Annotated in this window: 16 protein-coding genes; 12 read left to right on the forward strand and 4 right to left on the reverse strand. The window is 47.5% G+C overall.

Going from position 1 to position 19,220, the window contains the following annotated elements:
* Window positions 1–54: 54 nt before the first annotated feature.
* The 3 genes from ACE3K2_RS01750 to ACE3K2_RS01760 all read left to right on the forward strand — a co-directional run bounded on the left by ACE3K2_RS01750 (window position 55) and on the right by ACE3K2_RS01760 (window position 3,076).
* A complete protein-coding gene (locus ACE3K2_RS01750; protein ID WP_421885987.1) occupies window positions 55–654 on the forward strand; it encodes a hypothetical protein in 600 nt (199 codons plus the stop codon).
* 172 nt (window positions 655–826) lie between these two features.
* A complete protein-coding gene (gndA, locus tag ACE3K2_RS01755) occupies window positions 827–2,236 on the forward strand; it encodes an NADP-dependent phosphogluconate dehydrogenase (RefSeq protein WP_421885989.1) in 1,410 nt (469 codons plus the stop codon).
* A 330-nt stretch (window positions 2,237–2,566) separates the two neighbouring features.
* The gene (locus tag ACE3K2_RS01760) at window positions 2,567–3,076 is read left to right on the forward strand and encodes a shikimate kinase (protein ID WP_421885992.1); all 510 of its coding nucleotides are present in this window, start codon (window positions 2,567–2,569) and stop codon (window positions 3,074–3,076) included.
* A 134-nt stretch (window positions 3,077–3,210) separates the two neighbouring features.
* On the opposite strand, the gene ACE3K2_RS01765 is transcribed toward ACE3K2_RS01760, so the two are convergent.
* Window positions 3,211–3,516 carry a rhodanese-like domain-containing protein gene (locus tag ACE3K2_RS01765; protein ID WP_017687407.1) on the reverse strand — a complete coding sequence of 102 codons (306 nt, stop codon included), beginning with the start codon at window positions 3,514–3,516 and terminating at the stop codon, window positions 3,211–3,213.
* Window positions 3,517–3,622: 106 nt separating this feature from the next.
* On the opposite strand from ACE3K2_RS01765, the gene aroA reads away from it, so the two are divergent.
* The 4 genes from aroA (at window position 3,623) to ptsP (ending at window position 9,247) form a co-directional block, all read left to right on the forward strand.
* Window positions 3,623–4,918: a 3-phosphoshikimate 1-carboxyvinyltransferase gene (aroA, locus tag ACE3K2_RS01770; protein ID WP_421885995.1), complete on the forward strand. Its 1,296-nt coding sequence runs from the start codon at window positions 3,623–3,625 to the stop codon at window positions 4,916–4,918.
* Between the two features lie 59 nt (window positions 4,919–4,977).
* Window positions 4,978–5,412: a CoA-binding protein gene (locus tag ACE3K2_RS01775; RefSeq protein ID WP_421885998.1), complete on the forward strand. Its 435-nt coding sequence runs from the start codon at window positions 4,978–4,980 to the stop codon at window positions 5,410–5,412.
* 197 nt (window positions 5,413–5,609) lie between these two features.
* A complete protein-coding gene (locus ACE3K2_RS01780) occupies window positions 5,610–7,490 on the forward strand; it encodes a glucose PTS transporter subunit IIA (RefSeq protein WP_421886000.1) in 1,881 nt (626 codons plus the stop codon).
* A complete protein-coding gene (gene ptsP, locus ACE3K2_RS01785; RefSeq protein WP_421886003.1) occupies window positions 7,487–9,247 on the forward strand; it encodes a phosphoenolpyruvate--protein phosphotransferase in 1,761 nt (586 codons plus the stop codon). Before ACE3K2_RS01780 ends, ptsP begins: the two co-directional genes overlap by 4 nt.
* Before the next feature lie 120 nt (window positions 9,248–9,367).
* Here the strand turns inward: ptsP and ACE3K2_RS01790 are convergent, their stop codons facing one another.
* Window positions 9,368–9,892 (reverse strand): type 1 glutamine amidotransferase domain-containing protein, encoded by a 525-nt coding sequence (locus ACE3K2_RS01790; RefSeq protein WP_036674874.1) that lies wholly within the window; start codon window positions 9,890–9,892, stop codon window positions 9,368–9,370.
* Between the two features lie 276 nt (window positions 9,893–10,168).
* Between ACE3K2_RS01790 and ACE3K2_RS01795 the strand changes: the two genes are divergently transcribed.
* From ACE3K2_RS01795 to ACE3K2_RS01810, 4 genes are all read left to right on the forward strand, one after another.
* A complete protein-coding gene (locus ACE3K2_RS01795; protein WP_421886006.1) occupies window positions 10,169–10,582 on the forward strand; it encodes a hypothetical protein in 414 nt (137 codons plus the stop codon).
* Between the two features lie 122 nt (window positions 10,583–10,704).
* Entirely contained in the window at window positions 10,705–11,052 is a 348-nt protein-coding gene (ytxJ, locus tag ACE3K2_RS01800) for a thioredoxin family protein (RefSeq protein WP_421886010.1), read from the forward strand.
* Between the two features lie 92 nt (window positions 11,053–11,144).
* Window positions 11,145–12,158 (forward strand): catabolite control protein A, encoded by a 1,014-nt coding sequence (ccpA, locus tag ACE3K2_RS01805; protein WP_062835383.1) that lies wholly within the window; start codon window positions 11,145–11,147, stop codon window positions 12,156–12,158.
* Between the two features lie 120 nt (window positions 12,159–12,278).
* On the forward strand, window positions 12,279–12,974 hold the full coding sequence (locus ACE3K2_RS01810) for a 5'-methylthioadenosine/adenosylhomocysteine nucleosidase (RefSeq protein ID WP_421886013.1): 696 nt from the start codon (window positions 12,279–12,281) through the stop codon (window positions 12,972–12,974).
* A gap of 135 nt (window positions 12,975–13,109) precedes the next feature.
* Here the strand turns inward: ACE3K2_RS01810 and ACE3K2_RS01815 are convergent, their stop codons facing one another.
* Complete coding sequence (locus ACE3K2_RS01815; RefSeq protein WP_421886015.1) at window positions 13,110–13,742, reverse strand: GNAT family N-acetyltransferase; 633 nt, start codon at window positions 13,740–13,742, stop codon at window positions 13,110–13,112.
* Window positions 13,743–14,037: 295 nt separating this feature from the next.
* Between ACE3K2_RS01815 and acsA the strand changes: the two genes are divergently transcribed.
* On the forward strand, window positions 14,038–15,762 hold the full coding sequence (acsA, locus tag ACE3K2_RS01820) for an acetate--CoA ligase (RefSeq protein ID WP_421886017.1): 1,725 nt from the start codon (window positions 14,038–14,040) through the stop codon (window positions 15,760–15,762).
* 131 nt (window positions 15,763–15,893) lie between these two features.
* On the opposite strand, the gene ACE3K2_RS01825 is transcribed toward acsA, so the two are convergent.
* On the reverse strand, window positions 15,894–18,992 hold the full coding sequence (locus tag ACE3K2_RS01825; protein ID WP_421886019.1) for a transglycosylase domain-containing protein: 3,099 nt from the start codon (window positions 18,990–18,992) through the stop codon (window positions 15,894–15,896).
* Window positions 18,993–19,220: the final 228 nt, after the last annotated feature.

The following is a 19,220-nucleotide window of genomic DNA, read 5'->3' on the forward strand; positions in this document are numbered from 1 at the left end:
GAAGCGATTGAAGACGAGGGCCGGAGTTGATCCGGTACAGATGGAGGGAGTGCCGTGAATAAGAGTTATGAAGTTGAATATTGCAATCTGGAGCTGCGGTTCAACCGTCGGCATATCCAAAATTTGATCAGAGACCTTATTCGTGAGGGATATTCACTATATTGGAGCGAGGACGAATCCTTTTTTATCCTGTCAGTCCGGACCGGCCGCAAGCTGGTAAAGCTCCGCTTTCAACAGACACGCACGGGGAACTACAAGATGACTGGAGATTATATTATTAAGGATGCCAAGCTTGCAGAGTGGCTGGAGAAGCTGATTGGAGATACACGCGGGCATGCGGTTGTGAAGCGGTTCAAGGATCAGCAGATGACCGTGGAGAACATTTTATTTGGTGAGGTCATTCGGCTTGTGGAGGTTTCCGGGTTCAAACAGCGTGTCATATTTCAAAAGGAACCTGCGCCAACGGCGGAAGAGATGGAAGAAATGTTCCTCTCGCGTGAAGGCGAGCAAAGGCTCATGTTGTTGCGTATGGAAGTGGACGATGAACTGGAACGCCTCTACACGGCCATGCAGACGGATAATATAGACAAAGCAAATGCTTGTCGTGAAGTCTTAAAACAGCTGTCCGGACATCTGCTAATGTTGGAAGGCTGACAAGACAAGGCCGTATTTATGAAAATACGATGAACACCTCAGCAAATTGGGGTGTTTTCTCATTGCGTAGCTGTGCCACGGGGTTCACTTCTATACATAAAACCGTTAAAATGGGAGTATTGTTGAGAATGTATTTCAATAAAATTAATTGGAGCAAAGGATGGAGGACCAGATGACAAAACAACAAATTGGCGTAATTGGCCTGGCTGTCATGGGCAAAAATTTGGCCCTTAACATTGAAAGCAAAGGTTTCTCAGTATCGGTTTATAACCGTTCCCCGGAGAAAACCAATGATCTTCTGAAAGAAGCTGAAGGTAAAAACCTGACAGGCTCATTCTCCATTGAAGAGTTCGTAGCATCCCTGGAATCCCCGCGCAAAATTTTGATCATGGTACAAGCCGGCAAAGCGACCGACGCTACCATTGAACAACTGCTTCCTCACCTGGATGAGGGCGACATCATCATCGATGGAGGGAACGCATACTTCCCTGATACGCAACGTCGCAGCAGAGAGTTGGAAGACAAAGGCATTCGCTTCATCGGTACAGGTGTATCCGGTGGTGAAGAAGGCGCACTGAAAGGCCCTTCCATCATGCCAGGTGGACAGGAAAGTGCTTATAAACTGGTTGAACCGATCCTGACGGCGATCTCGGCCAAAGTCGGTGACGATCCATGTTGTACATATATTGGCCCTGACGGTGCCGGACACTATGTGAAAATGGTGCATAACGGTATCGAGTACGGAGACATGCAGTTGATTGGTGAAGCGTACCACTTGCTCAAATCCGTATTGAACGTTTCCGTTGAAGAGTTGCATGCAATCTTTACGGAATGGAATGAAGGAGAGCTGGACAGCTACCTGATCGAAATCACAGCAGATATCTTCTCCAAATACGATCCGGAAACAGGCAAACCAATGGTTGACGTGATTCTGGATGCGGCTGGACAAAAAGGAACAGGTAAATGGACAAGCCAAAGCGCGCTGGATCTCGGCGTACCTTTGTCCATGATCACGGAATCCGTATTTTCCCGTTTCCTGTCTGCCATGAAGGACGAGCGTGTAGCAGCAAGCAAAATTCTCAGTGGACCAGCAACTGGAGCATTCTCTGGCGACAAAAAAGCGTTCATCGAGAACGTACGTAAAGCGCTGTTTGCAAGTAAAATCGTATCTTATGCACAAGGATTTGCCCAAATGCGTGCAGCTTCGGATGAGTATGGCTGGGATCTGAAATACGGTAACATTGCCATGATCTTCCGTGGTGGCTGCATCATCCGTTCGCAGTTCCTGCAAAACATCAAAGAAGCGTATGACAAAGACGCAGCGCTGAAAAACTTGCTCCTGGATCCTTACTTCCAAAACATCGTTGAGTCTTATCAAGGCGCATGGCGTGAAGTTGTAGCGGCAGCTGTACAACAAGGTGTTCCAGTACCTGGTTTCTCCAGCGCACTGTCTTACTACGACAGCTACCGTACAGAGCGTTTGCCAGCAAACTTGCTGCAAGCACAACGTGACTACTTTGGTGCTCACACGTTCAAACGTGTGGACAAAGAAGGAAGCTTCCACCACAATTGGATGGAGTAGTACCCCATATCCGAATCGATGAGATTTGGACAGAGCGCCTTAAAGTGGCAGATTTGGCCGGCTAAGAGGCTCAAAAGAGGTTTGGCGTTCCGGTGATTGCCGGTTAATGCCAGGCCTCTTTTTTACCGTAAATAAGCTTAATGGAGCTCGGCTGCTTGAGGGTGAGATCTGAAGGGGGCTTAGATGCCGGGAGTTACTTGATCTGTCTTGGGAGTAATTGTGGATGGTCGAAAGGAAGTCGGTTGGGAGATGGTCTTTCCCAGTCTGCAGGGCTGTGTTATGATAGGACAAAAGTGCTCACGAATTGCTTGAATTAAAGGAGTGTACACCTTGAGCAAGTCTAACAATATTATTCTCATCGGCATGATGGGAACCGGCAAATCAACCGTGGCTGACATGCTTGCACGCGAGCTTGGTTATCGATTGATTGATGTAGACGCCGCGGTGGAAAAAGAGGAAGGCTGTACGATTCCGGAACTGTTCACTGGCAAGGGAGAGACGTATTTCCGTGATGCCGAGAGCCGCGTGTTGTGTTCGGTACTGGAGAAAAAGTCACAGGTCATCGCGACCGGAGGTGGCGTGGTGCTGCGTTCGAATAATTGTGATGTGATGTTGAACAATGGTTGGGTGGTTGCCTTGACTGCTGATCCGGCTGTGATTGTGGAACGTGTTAGCGGTTGTGACAATCGTCCACTTCTCGAAGGCAATGCAGAGGAACGCATCAAGACGATTATGGAAGAACGGAAAGACGCATACCGGTTCGCGCATTATACGGTGGATACAACTCAGTTATCCGCTGCTGAAGTGACTCGTTTAATTTTAGCGCATTACCGCGTCTAAGCTTGTTATCATCGAAGTTTGATGATTTATAACTGGTGGAAGATATAACAAAACGGGCCATAGTGGCCCGTTCGTTTCTAAGAGAAGAGTAGAGTAGAGGTCAAAGTTTACGAATAACTCCACTCCAGGTTTCTCTAGTCTTCCTGTTGCCACTGAAGCATACCGCCGACCATGTTTGTACAGCCTTCATATCCCAGTTGCTGCAGATATTCACATGCACGCTCACTGCGGTAACCGCTACGACAGATAATCACGATCTCGCCTGACTTCTCAATCTCAGACAGACGGTCCGGGATCTGTCCAAGTGGAATATGCTTGGCTCCTTCGATCATGCCTTGCGCGACTTCATCGTCCTCGCGGACGTCTATCATCTGGAGCTTCTCTCCCGCCTGTAAACGGCGGCGCAGCTCAGACGTTTCAATTTCAGCTATTTGTGTCATATTCAGGTCCTCTTTTCTGTATGGACTTAACGCCTATAATGATACCCAAGCGATGCACGGAATGTCAATTTGGCCACAATATAATCAATGAAGGAGAATTTCATCCATGGACGTTATTGTTAAACCAACCCCCACTCTGAACGGGGAAATCGGGGCTCTGTCCTCCAAAAACTACACTACCCGTTATTTGCTGGCTGCTGCGCTGGCAGAAGGCACAAGTACCATTCATTTCCCGGCACACAGTGAAGACAGTGACGCCATGCGCAGATGTATTCGTGATCTTGGGGCAGTACTTGAAGAAGATGACAGCAAGATTGTGATCAAGGGCTTCGGGAGTCATCCACGTGATGTGCGTGAGTTGAATGTGGGTAATGCAGGTGCTGTACTTCGTTTCCTGATGGGCGTTACAGCGCTCTGCCCTGACGTTACATTTGTGAATACGTACCCGGATTCGCTGGGCAAACGTCCGCATGATGACTTGATCGATGCGCTTGACCAATTGGGTGTACAAGTACAGCACGAACAAGGACGCTTGCCGATTACAATCAAAGGTGGCAATGCCAAGGGTGGACACATTCGTGTATCCGGCTCCGTCAGCTCCCAATATCTGAGCGCATTGCTGTTTGTTACACCTTTGCTTGCAGAAGACAGCACCATTGAAGTGCTGAATGACCTGAAGTCCAAGGTCGTTATTGGACAGACGCTGGAAGTGCTGAAGCAGGCAGGCATCGTTATCCATGCAAGTGATGATTACATGTCCTTCCGTGTACCAGGTGGACAGGCTTACCAGCCAACGACCTACACAGTTCAAGGGGATTATCCTGGATCAGCAGCGGTTCTTGCAGCAGCAGCGGTTACACAGTCCGATGTGAAGATTCTGCGCCTGATGGAGCAGAGCAAACAGGGTGAACGTGCAATTGTTGACGTGCTGCGCATGATGGAAGTGCCCTTGACACATGAGAACGATGTTGTACATGTTCAAGGAAATGGCAGACTGAAAGCGATCGAATTCGACGGGGATGCCGCAACTGACGCCGTTTTGGCTATGGTAGCCGCAGCTGTGTTTGCGGAAGGCACGTCACGGTTCTATAATGTAGAGAACCTGCGTTACAAGGAATGTGACCGAATTACCGATTACTTGAACGAACTGCGGAAGGCAGGAGCAAACGTTGAAGAGCGTCAAGCTGAGATTATCGTACACGGACGTCCGGAAGGCGTCGAAGGCGGCGTTGAGATTAACGCTCACTACGATCATCGTGTAATTATGGCGCTCACTGTTGTGGGTCTGCGTTCCAAGGAACCGCTTCGTATTCGGGATGCACACCATGTAGCCAAGTCATATCCGCAATATTTCGATCATTTGCAGGCGCTTGGCGCCTCGGTTCAATGGGTAAAAGAGTAAATAACTGAAAATTAGTCTTTTGAACACGCACTTTAATCAGAAAAGGATGGTGCTTGAACATGGAATTTAACAACCCTACTCGTGAAGAAATTGGACAACTTTTGCGCAAGGCAGGCAACATCGCAGTTGTCGGTTTATCAGACAAATCGGATCGCACTTCCTATATGGTGGCCGAAGCCATGCAGAGCAGAGGTTATCGCATCATCCCGGTTAACCCACAGGCGGAAGGTGAAATCCTTGGTGAGAAGGTATATGCCACACTCTCGGATATTCCAGAGCCGGTAGACATTGTCAATGTGTTTCGTCGCGAAGAGTTTTGCGCGGATGTCGCACGTGACGCCGCTGCCATCAAAGCAAATGTGCTGTGGCTTCAGCTTGGCATCCATAGTGATGAAGCGGTCCAGATTGCTGCAGAGAACGGCATGACAGCGGTAACGAATCGTTGTATCAAGGTAGAGGATTCCATCGTTCTGCGCGGCGCTGGACGCGGCTGAGAGGCCCGTACACCTGAGATCGGTTGATCTCCTGATCTGACCCAATTGAATGAACATAGGATGAATCCCGTTAACTTGAAGTTGACGGGATTTTTTCTGTTCTCTTTTTGTGATATTAAATGACCAATGGGTTACTGTTTTGCTTTGACAAAACGTTGTGTAAAGCTTACCATCTAGGATAGAAAGGAGAGGTCGCCATGAATTGGCTCGGATCCTTGCAGCAGCTCGGACGAGCGGTAATGCTGCCTACAATGGTCCTGCCTGCCGCCGCAATTTTGCTCAGTGTTGGCAGTCTGCCTTGGGACGCCTGGGGATTGGATGTTGTCGGTGAAGTGTCTACCGTGGCCGGACACGGTATTTTTTATTTCTTACCGTATTTGTTCGCTGTCGGTGTAGCACTGGGACTCTCCAACCAGGCCGGACAGGCGGGACTTGCTGCTCTGGCTGGTATCGTGATATATGATCAGGTGACTCGGAACTTCGGCGACGGCACCGTTCAGCCCGCTTCCTTAATCGGAATCATACTCGGCGCGCTTGCCGGTGGGATGCATAATCGGTTTAAAAGCATTAAACTTCCTGAAATTTTACAATTTTTCGGGGGTTCAAGGTTTGTTTTGCTCATCGTTGGACTCTGTTCGGCATTGTTCTCCTGTTTTATGTTATGGCTCGCTCCGATTTTACAGCATGGATTGAATGCCATTGCCACTTGGGAATACAGTCTCGGGGGATTTGGCTTGTTCATCTACGGAGTGTTATACAGGGTGTTGGTCGCTTTTGGACTTCATCATCTGCTTAATAATGTGTTCTGGTTCCAGTTAGGAACCTTCGAAACGCCTGATGGTAACATTGTGCAAGGGGATTTGCCCCGATTTTTTGCAGGAGACCCTACCGCAGGATTTTTTATGGCGGGTTTGTTTCCCATCATGATGTTTGCCATTCCGGCGATAGCCTTTGCGATTATTCAGGAAGCCAGGGAAGATCTGAAACCGAAAATCAAGAAAACTTTTCTGACATCGGCACTCGTTTGTTTCCTAACCGGGGTATCGGAACAGATTGAGTTTGCTTTTTTGTTCGCGGCACCTTATCTGTTCATCGTGCATGCAGTGATGTCCGGTGTTGCCATGTGGATTAGTTACTGGCTCGATATCCGGCATGGATTTTCTTACTCCGCAGGTATTATTGATTACATACTCAATTTCCATCTATCGGAGAATGCTTGGAAGCTCATTCCGATTGGCATACTATATGGGCTGGTTTATTACTTCCTGTTCCGATGGGCCATTCGTACGTTCAAGATTCCAACACCAGGACGTGAAGAGGGCTCCATGCTGGAAGATTGGGTAGGCAACATTCCTTATCAGGCACCTTTAATCCTCGAAGCATTGGGTGGGAAGAGTAACATTGTACAGGTTGAAGCATGTATTACACGTCTTCGCCTGACTGTGCATGATGATCGCCTGATCGACACGGGTGCCATGAAAAGTATGGGCTCCGCTGGACTAATCAAGCTGGGTGGCGGTAACGTACAGGTGGTATTCGGGACCTACTCGGAATTAATTCGGGAAGAAATCGCGAAGCTGCTGGAAAGAGATCTGCAACAGGTTCTGTTCTGTGCCCCCGTTCAGGGTAAAATGCTTCCGATTGAAGAGGTGCCGGATCAGATCTTTGCAGCCAAGCTTGTCGGTGATGGTGTAGCTTTTGTTCCGGAAAAGGGAGAGCTGGTCTCACCCGTGTACGGAACGATTATGCACTTGTACCCGACCATGCATGCCTTGGGTATTTCTACCCGTGAGGGGCTTGAGGTGTTACTGCATATCGGCATCGATACCTCTCAGTTGAAAGGCCATTTTGAAGCTTTTGTTCAGGAGGGCGATACGGTGGAGCCAGGGCAGTTGTTGATCAAGTTTGATCTCGCAGTACTTCGCGAGCAAGCGGCGTCACTAACAACACCAATGGTCATTACGAATCCAGATCGTGTAAAATCATGGAGTTTTGCTCCATTTAAGCAAGTTAAGAAAGGTCAGGCATCCGTTATGTCCGTGGTGCTCTATGACAGGAACGTTGGAGGGGTAGAATGAAGATACAAGGCATCAACGGAGCTGCAGGCATAGCCATCGGCAAAGCATTTGTCCTGCCCAGTTGGGAATGGGATCTGCCGGATCAGAAGATGGATTCGGTAGATCTCGCCCAAGAGTTCGAACGGCTGTATGAGGGCATACGGACATCTAAGGATGAGATCGAATATATCAAAAATGAGTTCAAGGAAGTTGTTGGACCAGAGGAGTCCAGTATTTTTGATGCACATCTGGCAATCCTCGAAGATCCGGTATTCATGAACGAAATTCGTGGCATAATCGAACGTCAGTACAAGGCGGCAGAAGTGGCGGTCAAAGAAGCCATTGACCATTTTGTCACGATGTTTGACTTGCTGGAAGACGAGTATATGAAAGAGCGGGCTATTGACATTAAGGATGTGGGTAACCGTCTGCTCAAGCATTTGCTCGGCGCACCGGAGATTACACTTCCTTCGGATACCCAGCCGTATGTACTCGTGGCCAAAGAGCTGTCGCCATCTCAACTGGCGCATCTGAATCCCACTCATGTATTAGGCATTGTAACCTTGATTGGCGGGAAAACTTCACATTCTGCGATTATGGCTCGTGCCCTTGGCATTCCTCTCGTTTCCGGTCTGGAAGCGAGTCTTGGCATGCCGGTAGAGACAGGTGACATGCTTGTTGTGGATGGTGACAACGGCTTGGTATTTACGGACCCGGATCGCAAGACGATTGAACGGTATACGATGCTTCGCAGCAAACAACTGAAGAAAAAGGAACAACTTCAAGTCCTTGCTACTGTGGATGCCGTTACGAAAGATGGGGCGGTTCTGCACTTGGCTTCCAATATCAGTTCGGTGAAGGAATTGGACCTTGCTTTGAAACAAGGGGCCAAAGGTGTGGGCTTGTTCCGAACAGAGTTCTTGTATATGGACCGTGCTACGTTCCCGGGTGAGCAAGAACAGTATGAAGTGTACCGTCTTGTGGCTGAGAAAACAGCAGGACAATCCGTGGTTATTCGTACACTGGATATCGGTGGTGACAAGCAACTCGATTACTTTGAATTGCCGGAGGAAGACAATCCGTTTCTGGGTTACCGTGCGATTCGAATTAGTCTGGATCGCAAGGACCTGTTCAAAACACAGCTTACAGCCATTCTGCGTGCCAGTGCTGCCGGAAATGTCAAAATCATGTACCCGATGATCTCTTCGGTGGAAGAACTTCAGCAGGCCAATGAGATTCTTCGTGAGGCGATGTCCGATCTGGACGAGCGCGGTTTACCATACGACCCTCATATTCAGGTGGGAATCATGATTGAGGTTCCTGCAGCAGTAATGATTGCTGATCTGCTCGCAGAGGAAGCGGATTTCTTCAGTATTGGTACGAATGACCTGGTTCAATATGTACTGGCAGTAGATCGAATGAATGAGCAGATCGCTCATATGTATCACCCCTATCATCCGGCTGTTCTGCGGATGCTTCGTGCCACAGCGGATGCGGCGCATACGGCCGGAATTGATGTCAGTGTGTGCGGAGAGATGGCAGGGGACGAGCGTGCCATTCCGCTTTGGTTGGAGCTTGGCATTCGCCACTTGAGTATGTCTCCACAATCTTTGTTACGTGTGAAGCACAGAGTGCTGAACACAACAGCATCGGCTGCCAAAGAAGAAGCGCGAAAGTGCTTCGCCCTACGGACCAGCGGAGATATTGAGGAGCGACTGCAAGTCTTTAATGACTCCACGGGAAGTCCAGACGAACAAAGTGGTTCGAACGCATCGTGATTAGGGAAAATGGATATAAATACCTTTAAGTTAATATATTTACATTTGTGATAATGTTGTATTAGAAAGCTTGTTATACAAAATAACCCCACTGTGCATGAGCGCACAATGGGGTTATTTTTACTTGTCAGCGAGTGCATCGCAGAATGCCTTGCCGTAAGGTGGAAGGTCAGGCGGACGACGTGCCGAGATGATATGTCCATCAACGACAACCGCTTCATCTTTCCAGATTGCACCTGCATTTTCCATGTCATCCCGAATGCCTGGTGTAGAGGTCACTGTAACCCCGTCCAGAATTTTGGCAGAGATCAGCACCCAGCCCGCATGGCAGATCTGTCCAATCGGTTTCCGGTCTGCATTCATTTCTTTTACAAGCTCCAGTACTTTGGGATAACGACGCAGCTTGTCCGGTGCCCAGCCGCCTGGTACAAGAATGCCATCGTAATCTGAACTGTCGAGTTCATCAAAACTGTATTCCGCTTCAGCAGGCACACCATATTTGCCAATATAGGTTTTTCCTTTTTTCTCTCCAGCAAGATGCACTTCTGCACCTTCTTCACGAACCCGATGCACAGGGTACCACAATTCTAAATCTTCGAATTCTTCATCGACCAGAGCGATGACCTTTTTACCGGTTAATCTCATGTCCATCTCTCCTTTGTGTGGTGATTAGGGATGTCGCGTCTTTCATTGTAACAGATTCTCAGAGGGAGTTCATGGAAGTGCATGTTCATTTTAGAGGAAGCGATTACAAGTCAGTGACTGCCTACATTCGACAACCTTGATCTGGAGGGAGTGGTAATTTGTGCAACCTTTGATTTGCAGCAGGAATTGAGCCGAAATAGGTCGAATGGTACGTATATAGAGTAGAGAACGAATGAGGTGATGGTTGTGCGCAAGTCGTGCAGATGTGGACATGTAATGGAATTGGAATTAAGAACAGTGGTTTACGCCAAAAAGGTGGAGATTCGAAACGTACCCGTATTTGCGTGTACAGATTGTGTATCCTACGAAGTGCTTCCGCCAGTCAAGCCGGATTTAACAGAATGTATAAGCACATTGGGTGAACAACCTGTGAAGCAAGACGTATCTTTTGGTGAACGTAATGAACTGGCAGACCTCTTTCATGAGCAACTGCTGGCCTGGCCGGATGCCACCGATCGGGAGATGGAATATCGAATGCAGCAAGCAGTGGAAGAGCGTATCAATCTGCTGTTGGACATTATGGGTTACGCAACAAAGTCTGGTGATCCAGAGTGGATTGAGACCACGGAGCGCAGATTAAGTCAATTATCCGGATTTGTGTGGCAGGAGTACTTCTCAAATGCTGTCTAATTTTGACGTGTAAAATGCTTGTTTTCATGAAAATTGGCTTTTTTGCGCACTTTTTGTTAAGATATCGAAGAGTGAAAACGCTCAACATAGCGGTATTCCTGGTAAAGGGGGATGTATATCTAATGGCTGACATGACTAAAATGACAAGTATTGAACAGCTAAACTCCGCATTGGAGGCTACCGAGGATCAACCCTTGCTTCTGTTTAAGCACAGCACGCGCTGCCCGATCAGCTCGAACGCTTATCAGGAGATGAACGATTATTTGCTTAACAATGCCAATGAACAAGTGAAGTATGGCATCATCTATGTTGTGGAAGATCGCCCAGTATCCAATGAAGTAGCAGATAAGCTGGGTGTTAAGCACGAATCTCCACAGGCGATCTTGATCAAAAAGGGAATTCCTGTATGGCATACTTCCCATTCAGATATTACTAGAACCACACTTACGAATGTTTTGAGTGAGTCCTAAAGCCTATTTTAATTGATTAATGCAAAAATTTGTCGTAATATAAATCTTAATGAAAATGGTATGAAAATTTACTGGTAATGGAGAGAAGTACTGTGACGGTAACCATTTATGATGTGGCACGTGAAGCTGGAGTGTCTATGGCAACGGTATCACGGGTAGTTAATAATAACCCTAATGTCAAACCGCAAACGCGGAAAAAAGTATATGAAGCCATCGAACGGTTGGGATATCGTCCGAATGCGGTAGCCAGAGGTCTGGCAAGCAAAAAGACAACCACGGTCGGGGTCGTTATTCCAGATATATCGAACTCAACCTTCGCGGAGATTGCCCGCGGAATTGAAGATATTGCGAATATGTATCACTACAATATTATTTTGTGTAATGCAGATAAGAAAAAAGAAAAAGAAATTCGTGTTATTAACACGTTGCTCGAAAAACAAGTAGATGGATTGCTCTTCATGGGCGGAACAGTAACGGACGAACACATTCAGGCGTTCCAGTCTGCGGCTGTGCCGATCGTACTTTGTGCAACGAGTGATGAGAAGGGCACATTCCCTTCAGTGGATATTGACCACGAGGCGGCTGCGTTTGACGCGGTAAACACCCTGATTCGTCATGGACACAAGGAAATTGCAATGATCAGTGGAACACTCCAAGATCCTGCGAATGGATATGCCCGTTTCCAAGGTTACAAGAAAGCGCTGGAAGCAGCAGGCATGGAATACCAGGAGGATCTGGTACGTATCGGTAACTATCGTTATGAATCCGGTGTGGAAGCGATGAAATATTTCCTCGGACTGAAGAAGAAACCGTCGGCGATCTTTGCTGCAACAGATGAAATGGCGATTGGTGCCATTCACAGCATTCAGGATGAAGGCCTGAAAGTACCGGATGATTTCTCGATTATTAGTGTGGATAACATCCGTATGGCTTCCATGGTGCGTCCTCAGTTGACAACAGTGGCTCAGCCAATGTACGACCTTGGCGCAGTAGCGATGCGTTTGCTGACCAAGTTGATGAAAAAGGAAAATGTGGAGAACCCTCGGGTTATTTTGCCGCATGAAACGATTCTTCGTCTGTCTGTAAGTCACGCAGATGTAGTTTAATCGGGATTTTATACAGGAAAGGGAGAAGCCATTCTCTCTACATAGTGGATATGCGAGAGCTCCGGAGACGGAGCTTTTGTGCTGAATGAGGTTAAAAGTGAAAACAGGAGGTATCCGAAGATGCGTGAAACGATTGGGATTATCGGAGCAATGGATGAGGAAGTGGAACTTTTGCTGGCAGGTATGAAGCAGCTGGAGACGGTCAAACAAACCGGGATTACATACGTTGCAGGCGAGTGGTTGGGCAAGCAAATTGTCGTGTGCAAATCTGGTGTAGGTAAAGTGAACGCAGCAGTTACCACGCAGATCTTGATTGATCGGTTTCAGGTTGATCGCATTATTTTCACAGGTGTTGCGGGTGCAGTTAACCCGGAGCTGAACATTGGAGATATGGTTATATCGTCTGTATGTGTTCAGCATGACATGGATGTGACACCACTGGGATTCGAACGCGGGGTTATTCCTTACCAGGAGACATCGGCGTTCCCTGCCGAGGCTTCGCTTATTACACTGGCTGAAGAAGCGTGTAAAGCGCTGGGGGCCAATTACCTGATCGGTAAAGTGTTATCCGGAGACCAGTTTATTGCGAATAAAGATACGGTTAACATGTTATATACTGAAATGGACGGCGCATGTGCCGAGATGGAAGGGGCTGCAGTCGCTCAGGTCTGTTACATGAATCGTGTACCATTTGTTGTCCTTCGTGGGATGTCGGATAAAGCGGATGGTTCAGCCCATGTGAACTTTGCTGAATTTACCGTGCAATCTTCGCAGCGTTCACATCGCATTGTGGAGCATATGTTGGGAAATATGTAATGGCATAGGCTTGGATAGTAAAGCGATTCATTATGAATGAAAGACCGCCTTTCAATTAGCTGCTCCATGAGGTATGGATCAAGCTGCGAGAGGCGGTCTTTGTTATGTATATCGTTTTCCCAACAGAACATCAAATCAGTACATGAACCGATGGCGGAAGCGTACACGATCAAACTGTTCTTCCGATGTGATGGGCACCTGACTTCCGATACGCACCATCAAACAGTTGGCAGGATGTGAACAGATTTCAGGGTCGTCTGTTGCATACCAGGTCATGTCGATCGTTTGCATTAGCTTCTCCATCATTTTGCGATAATCCCATACGTTTAGTCCGCTGCCCTTCAGATCCCAATGCCAATAATATTCTGTGGTGAAAATAATGTAGTTCTCCATGTATTGATCTTCCAGAGCCGTAAGCAACATTTCACGTCCAATGCCAAGCGACCGATAGTCGTCCGCAACCTCGATTGCCCCAAGCTCAATCAGATCAGTCATGTTGCCCTCGGACCAGCGTTCACAATCATCCGCGTAGTGAAAGGTTACATAGCCGATAATCGTTTCATTTTCGTGTGCAATGATAATTCGACCTTCAGGCAATGCTGCAATCTCGGCCAGAGCTTTCTGCTGCTCCGTTGGGCGCCGGAAGGCATCCAGATCCGAATGGAAGGCAAGACGGTTTATCTCCTCGGCCTGCACGGGGCCTTCAACAGTAATCCGGTGGCCGGACTTGAAGATGGAACGCATATGATGTTCTTTGATATGTTCCATGGTTCATGCTCCTCTCTCCCTACTTATAGAGGTTCTTCAAAAAGAACGCTATAGCAAAAAATCCAAAAAATTGAAAAGCCATAGACGACAATTGAAAAGATTTGCTATAATTGCGTAGACAAAAAATGTTCACAATTCAATACAGTATGGATAACATCTGTTTGGCCGAGCAAGTACATGATGAGAAGTTCTCTCTACTAATGTAAGCGCTAACTGGAAGTTCAGTCAACACAAAGGCAATGAGAAATGACCCCTAACGGGAATCGAAATGTCGAGTTGAAGGAGGCTGGCAAGCATGAGTCAAGCACATGGTGAGATGCTGCAAACGGTTGTGTCTGAATCTAATCTGGGCGATTACACGGAGGCGAGAAGCCGGTTCGATTGGGAATCGGTGGAAAGGCACTTTACGTGGCACGCCAGCGGAAAAGTAAACATGGCGCATGAAGCAATTGATCGTCATGTACTGGAAGGAAGGGGCGGAAAAACCGCTTTATTGTATAGCGATGCTTCACGCGAAGAGGCCTATACTTTTGCTGATCTGAGTGAACAGTCGAGTCGGTTCGGGAACGTTCTCCGCAAATATGGCATAGCCAAAGGGGAACGGGTGTTTATTTTTATGCCACGGAGCCCTGAGTTGTATTTTAGCCTTCTGGGTATATTGAAAGCTGGAGCCATCGCGGGCCCTCTATTCGAAGCTTTTATGGAAACAGCAGTGAAGGATCGGCTGGAGGATAGCGGTGCAGTAGCACTTGTGACAACGCCGGAATTGCTGAAACGCATCAAACGTTCCGAGTTGCCCGAACTCAAACATATATTTATTGTGGGTGGGGGCGTGCAGACTGAAGAAGGACTTATCGATTTTGATGCAGAGATGTCTGCCGCTTCGGATGAGATGGAAGTGGAGTGGTTGAATCGTGAGGATGGTTTGCTTATTCATTATACCTCAGGCTCTACGGGTAAACCGAAAGGGGTATACCATGTTCAAAACGCCATGATTCAGCACTATTATACAGGTAAAGTTGTTCTGGATTTACGTGAGGATGATGTGTACTGGTGCACTGCGGACCCTGGTTGGGTCACAGGGACTTCTTACGGTTTCTTTGCTCCATGGCTCAACGGAGTGACCAATGTGATACGGGGCGGCCGTTTCAGTCCGCAAGATTGGTATAGCACCATCCAGAAGAACAAAGTCACGATCTGGTACAGTGCACCAACGGCCTTTCGTATGCTGATGGGAGCAGGAGAAGAGACGATTGCACAGTTTGATCTGAGCAGTCTGCGTCATGTCATGTCTGTCGGTGAACCGCTGAATCCGGAGGTTGTTCGTTGGGGGTGGAAAGCCTATGGTCAGCGAATTCATGATACCTGGTGGATGACGGAAACAGGTGCACAGTTGATCTGTAATTATCCTGGAATGCCGATCAAGCCTGGCTCCATGGGACGTCCGTTGCCTGGTATCGAAGCAGCCATTATTGATGATCGCGGACAGGAACTGCCTCCTTACAGTATGGGTAATCTCGCCATACGGGCACCTTGGCCATCCATGATGGCGAAGATCTGGAATAATCCTGCGAAATACGAGGAGTATTTCAGGCTTACGGGCTGGTATGTATCCGGTGACTCCGCTTATATGGATGAAGAAGGATATTTCTGGTTCCAGGGACGGATTGATGATGTGATTAACTCGTCAGGCGAGCGTATCGGCCCCTTTGAGGTGGAGAGTAAGCTTGTGGAGCATCCTGCGGTAGCAGAGGCGGGTGTAATCGGTAAGCCGGATGTGACACGTGGGGAGATCATCAAGGCCTTTGTGGCGCTTCGTGAAGGATATGAGGCGACACCGGAGCTGAAAGAAGAGATCTACCGTTTTGTCAAAGAGGGCCTGTCTGCCCATGCTGCTCCGCGTGAGATTGAGTTTAAGGATAAACTGCCCAAGACACGTTCCGGCAAGATCATGCGGCGTGTACTGAAAGCCTGGGAGCTTGATCTGCCAACAGGAGATCTATCCACCATTGAAGACTAACGTTGTTTAAAAGCCTGCTTTATGCCAATGGCATGAAAGCAGGCTTTTTTAGCTGCTGCATATGCAAATAAAAAGCCGCACCCTCAGATACGGTCTGAGGATACGACTTGTTTTGGATCACTATGCCTGAATCAGGGTTGAAAATGTACGGCTGCAGAAGGTTCGGATTCACCCGCACTGTTACTGGCAGATACCTTGAACCATCCACTGGTCGATGCGGGTACTCCGTAATCCAAAGTATTACCCGCTGTTGTTCCAATTTTGGTGAAAGGAGCCGAGCCTGTTTCACTGTAATATACAGCGTAACTATCCGCGTTTGACGTTGACGCCCATTGAATGCGCAGTCCTTGAGTGAGGGCAGATACGCTGACTTGACCAGGTGTGCCTGGGGGTGTTGTTGGCGTATCATCGGTCTGCGTTTCTCCCGGCGTAATGACTGTACCTGGAACTTCAATCGGCTCATTCATCTCTTCTTCCACAGGAGGAGCCACACTTCCAGCACTATTTACTGTAGCGCTCGGAGCAGACTCTCTGCCTGCAACATCCACTGCGGTTACATAGAAGGCGAAGTTGCCGCCTTGTGCTGCATATGCAGAGAATGATCTGGATTCACCAGTCAGGACAACCTGACCCTGGTTCTGGAATCCTCCACCGTTCACAGAACGGTACAAACGATAACCCACGACATCATTTTCAGGTGTGGCATTGAATGTAATGACAGCTCTGTCACCCGAGGTTGAGATTCGTACGTTACCCGGTGCATCAGGAGCTTTACCGTTATCTGTTCTTGGATCAATCTGTGTCGGCATGTCTGCATCAGCATCTTCAGGAAGATAATAAGCAAGAGACTCATGTCGACTCATACGTGTGAATGCATTTTGCAATTCTTTGATGAGATCCGAGATTGGCTTTTTACGCTTGATTACTGTTTTTTCTTTCAACATGTCCGAAGGTGTTCCGTCACGCGGAATATAATTTACACCATTGTAAGTGATGTATTTGGCTTTGGCGACACCATCATCGCTATCCTTCGGAACAAACTTGCTGTTGAAAATATCTGTAACAAATTTGTCAGTCATGGATGTTGGCAACTTGCCGCTGTAAGCTGATACTGTACGCGTTTCGATGCCAGATGGTTTTTTGAACGAATCCGTGACGAACAGATCTTTTTGCGTATCGATCACTTCATTCAGGATTTTCGACCACAGTTGCTGCGCACGTTTTCGCTGTGATTTGCTTTCCAGCGTATTTACCGGCTGTTTGTATCCAACCCACACGCCAAGTGTGACATCTGGTGTATAACCTTCAAACCAGACATCTGCATAGTTTTGAGTGGAACCCGTTTTACCTACAATCGGTACACTCTTCGAATATTTGTAATTCTCACGTACTTTATCTGCCGTTCCTTCTGTAATAACGGTGCGCAGCATATCCGTCATGAGGTATGCTGTCTGCTCCGAGAAGGCTTGAACAGGTTCAGTATCGTGTTTATAGACGATGTTGCCTTTGGAATCTACAATTTTGCTAATCATGTAGGAATCGTTATATACACCATTATTGGCGATGGCACCATAGGCACTGGTCAGTTCTTCAACGGTTACACCGTACTGGAGACCTCCGAGAACACCAGTCTGAGCCTGATAGTCTTCCTTCTGAATGGTGGTGATTCCTAATTTCTTGGCAAAGGCCCATGCTTTGTCGATTCCGACTTCTTCATTGAACAACTTCAAAGCCGGTATATTAAGTGAATAGTTCAGTGCTCTGCGGGCCGTAACAAGGCCTTGGTAACGGTTATTGGCATTCTTTGCAATGTGGTACCCGCTCGGACCGCTTTTCAAAATAATCGGTGAGTCATCAATAATTGAAGCTGGCTGAACAAGACCTTCATCTAACGCAGGAAGATAAGCGGCTATAGGTTTCATCGTTGAACCTGGCTGACGTATCATCTGCGTTGCGTAGTTCATCTGTTCATCCTGGAAATCCCGTCCCTCAATCATGCCCAGAATAGCACCCGTTTTGTGATTAATCAGCATGGCAGCAGTTTGTTCTTTCCCTTTGACAGGATCATCTGCTGAGAAGTTGCTGTCATCTTCCGCAATGGTACGCATCGTTTTGTAGATACTTTTGTTGATGGTTGTGTAAATGCGATATCCACCTGTCCGCAGTTGCGTCTGAGCTTCTTCTAATAATGCACTGCTTTCCTTCTGAGGTGTATCTGCATCTGTACCTTTGTCAGTAGATTCCGCTGTATCGGAATTCAACTGTTTCATCAAAATCTGTGCAGCTTGTCGTTCCGTTTCCATCATAAGATATGGATAAGTGTTGTAAGCTTTGATGGTCTTCGGAGCGAGTGAGCTTTTGATATCAAAAGCAAGAGCCTCGTCATACTCGGACTGATTGATTTTGCCCAGTTCAAGCATACGGCGCAGTACCAGATGCTGACGGTTGATTGCGCGGTCAAAATTTTCCTCTACAAAATCACCCTTACCGTTAAAAGCGGAGTAAGAGGAGGGGAGTTGAGGCAATCCAGCAAGATAAGCAGCCTGAGCAATGTTGATTTTTTCCAGATCGTTAATATTGAACAATCCTTTGGCGGCCGCTTTGATTCCATAAACGTTGTAACCGCTGGAACCATTACCAAAAGGAACTTTGTTCAGATAGGCTGTCATGATCTCGTCTTTGGTCAGGAAACGTTCGAGTCGAAGTGAGAGCAAGATTTCTTTCACTTTCCGATCTTCCGTGCGATCCAGATTCAAAAACACACGCCGTGCCAATTGCTGAGTCAGTGTACTACCACCGGTTTGTACTGATTCTTTCAGCACTTTTTGTTTCACGGCACGTAGTGTTCCGCTCATGTCTACACCTTTATGTTCGTAAAAATGATTGTCTTCAATCGAAATGACTGCATCAATAACCTTTTGTGGAATCTGGTCCGTAGTGACCGGACGCCTGTCTTCTTCCGTACGTAACTGACCGATCGGACTGCCGTCGGCAAAGTAAGCAAAGCCTGTGATGGAGTTTTCGCTGACTTTTTGTTCAATCAGGGCCCTTGAACGGACAGGCTCGTCTTTCACAATGGAACTGACGTAACCCATCAAAGCACCGCCTACAAATAGTGCCCCCATAAATCCAAGGACAACCATCCATTTGACGAAACTTCCCAGTCTGCGGACAAAGCTGCGTTTGCGTACAGGCTGTTCATCGGGCTTTTTCTTATTAACATCAACCATTCAGTGTCTTCCTCCTTTTAACAGCACTTATTATAGCATAAAAAGGCGGGTTTGCATGCCTGAGAAATACAAGTAATGGTCGAAATTTGCCATTCTGCCATGCTTTATGCTATATATCATGCGATATTGAAGCACATTTCATGAGTTGTATGCCAAAATAAGCAGGCCACCTCCATGCTGAGGTGCATAGGGTGGCCTGAATGATGTGTCGTATTTGAGGTCTTCTAT

Origin of the sequence: Paenibacillus sp. (genome assembly GCF_048976745.1) — a bacterium.
Taxonomy (GTDB): Bacteria; Bacillota; Bacilli; order Paenibacillales; family Paenibacillaceae; genus Paenibacillus.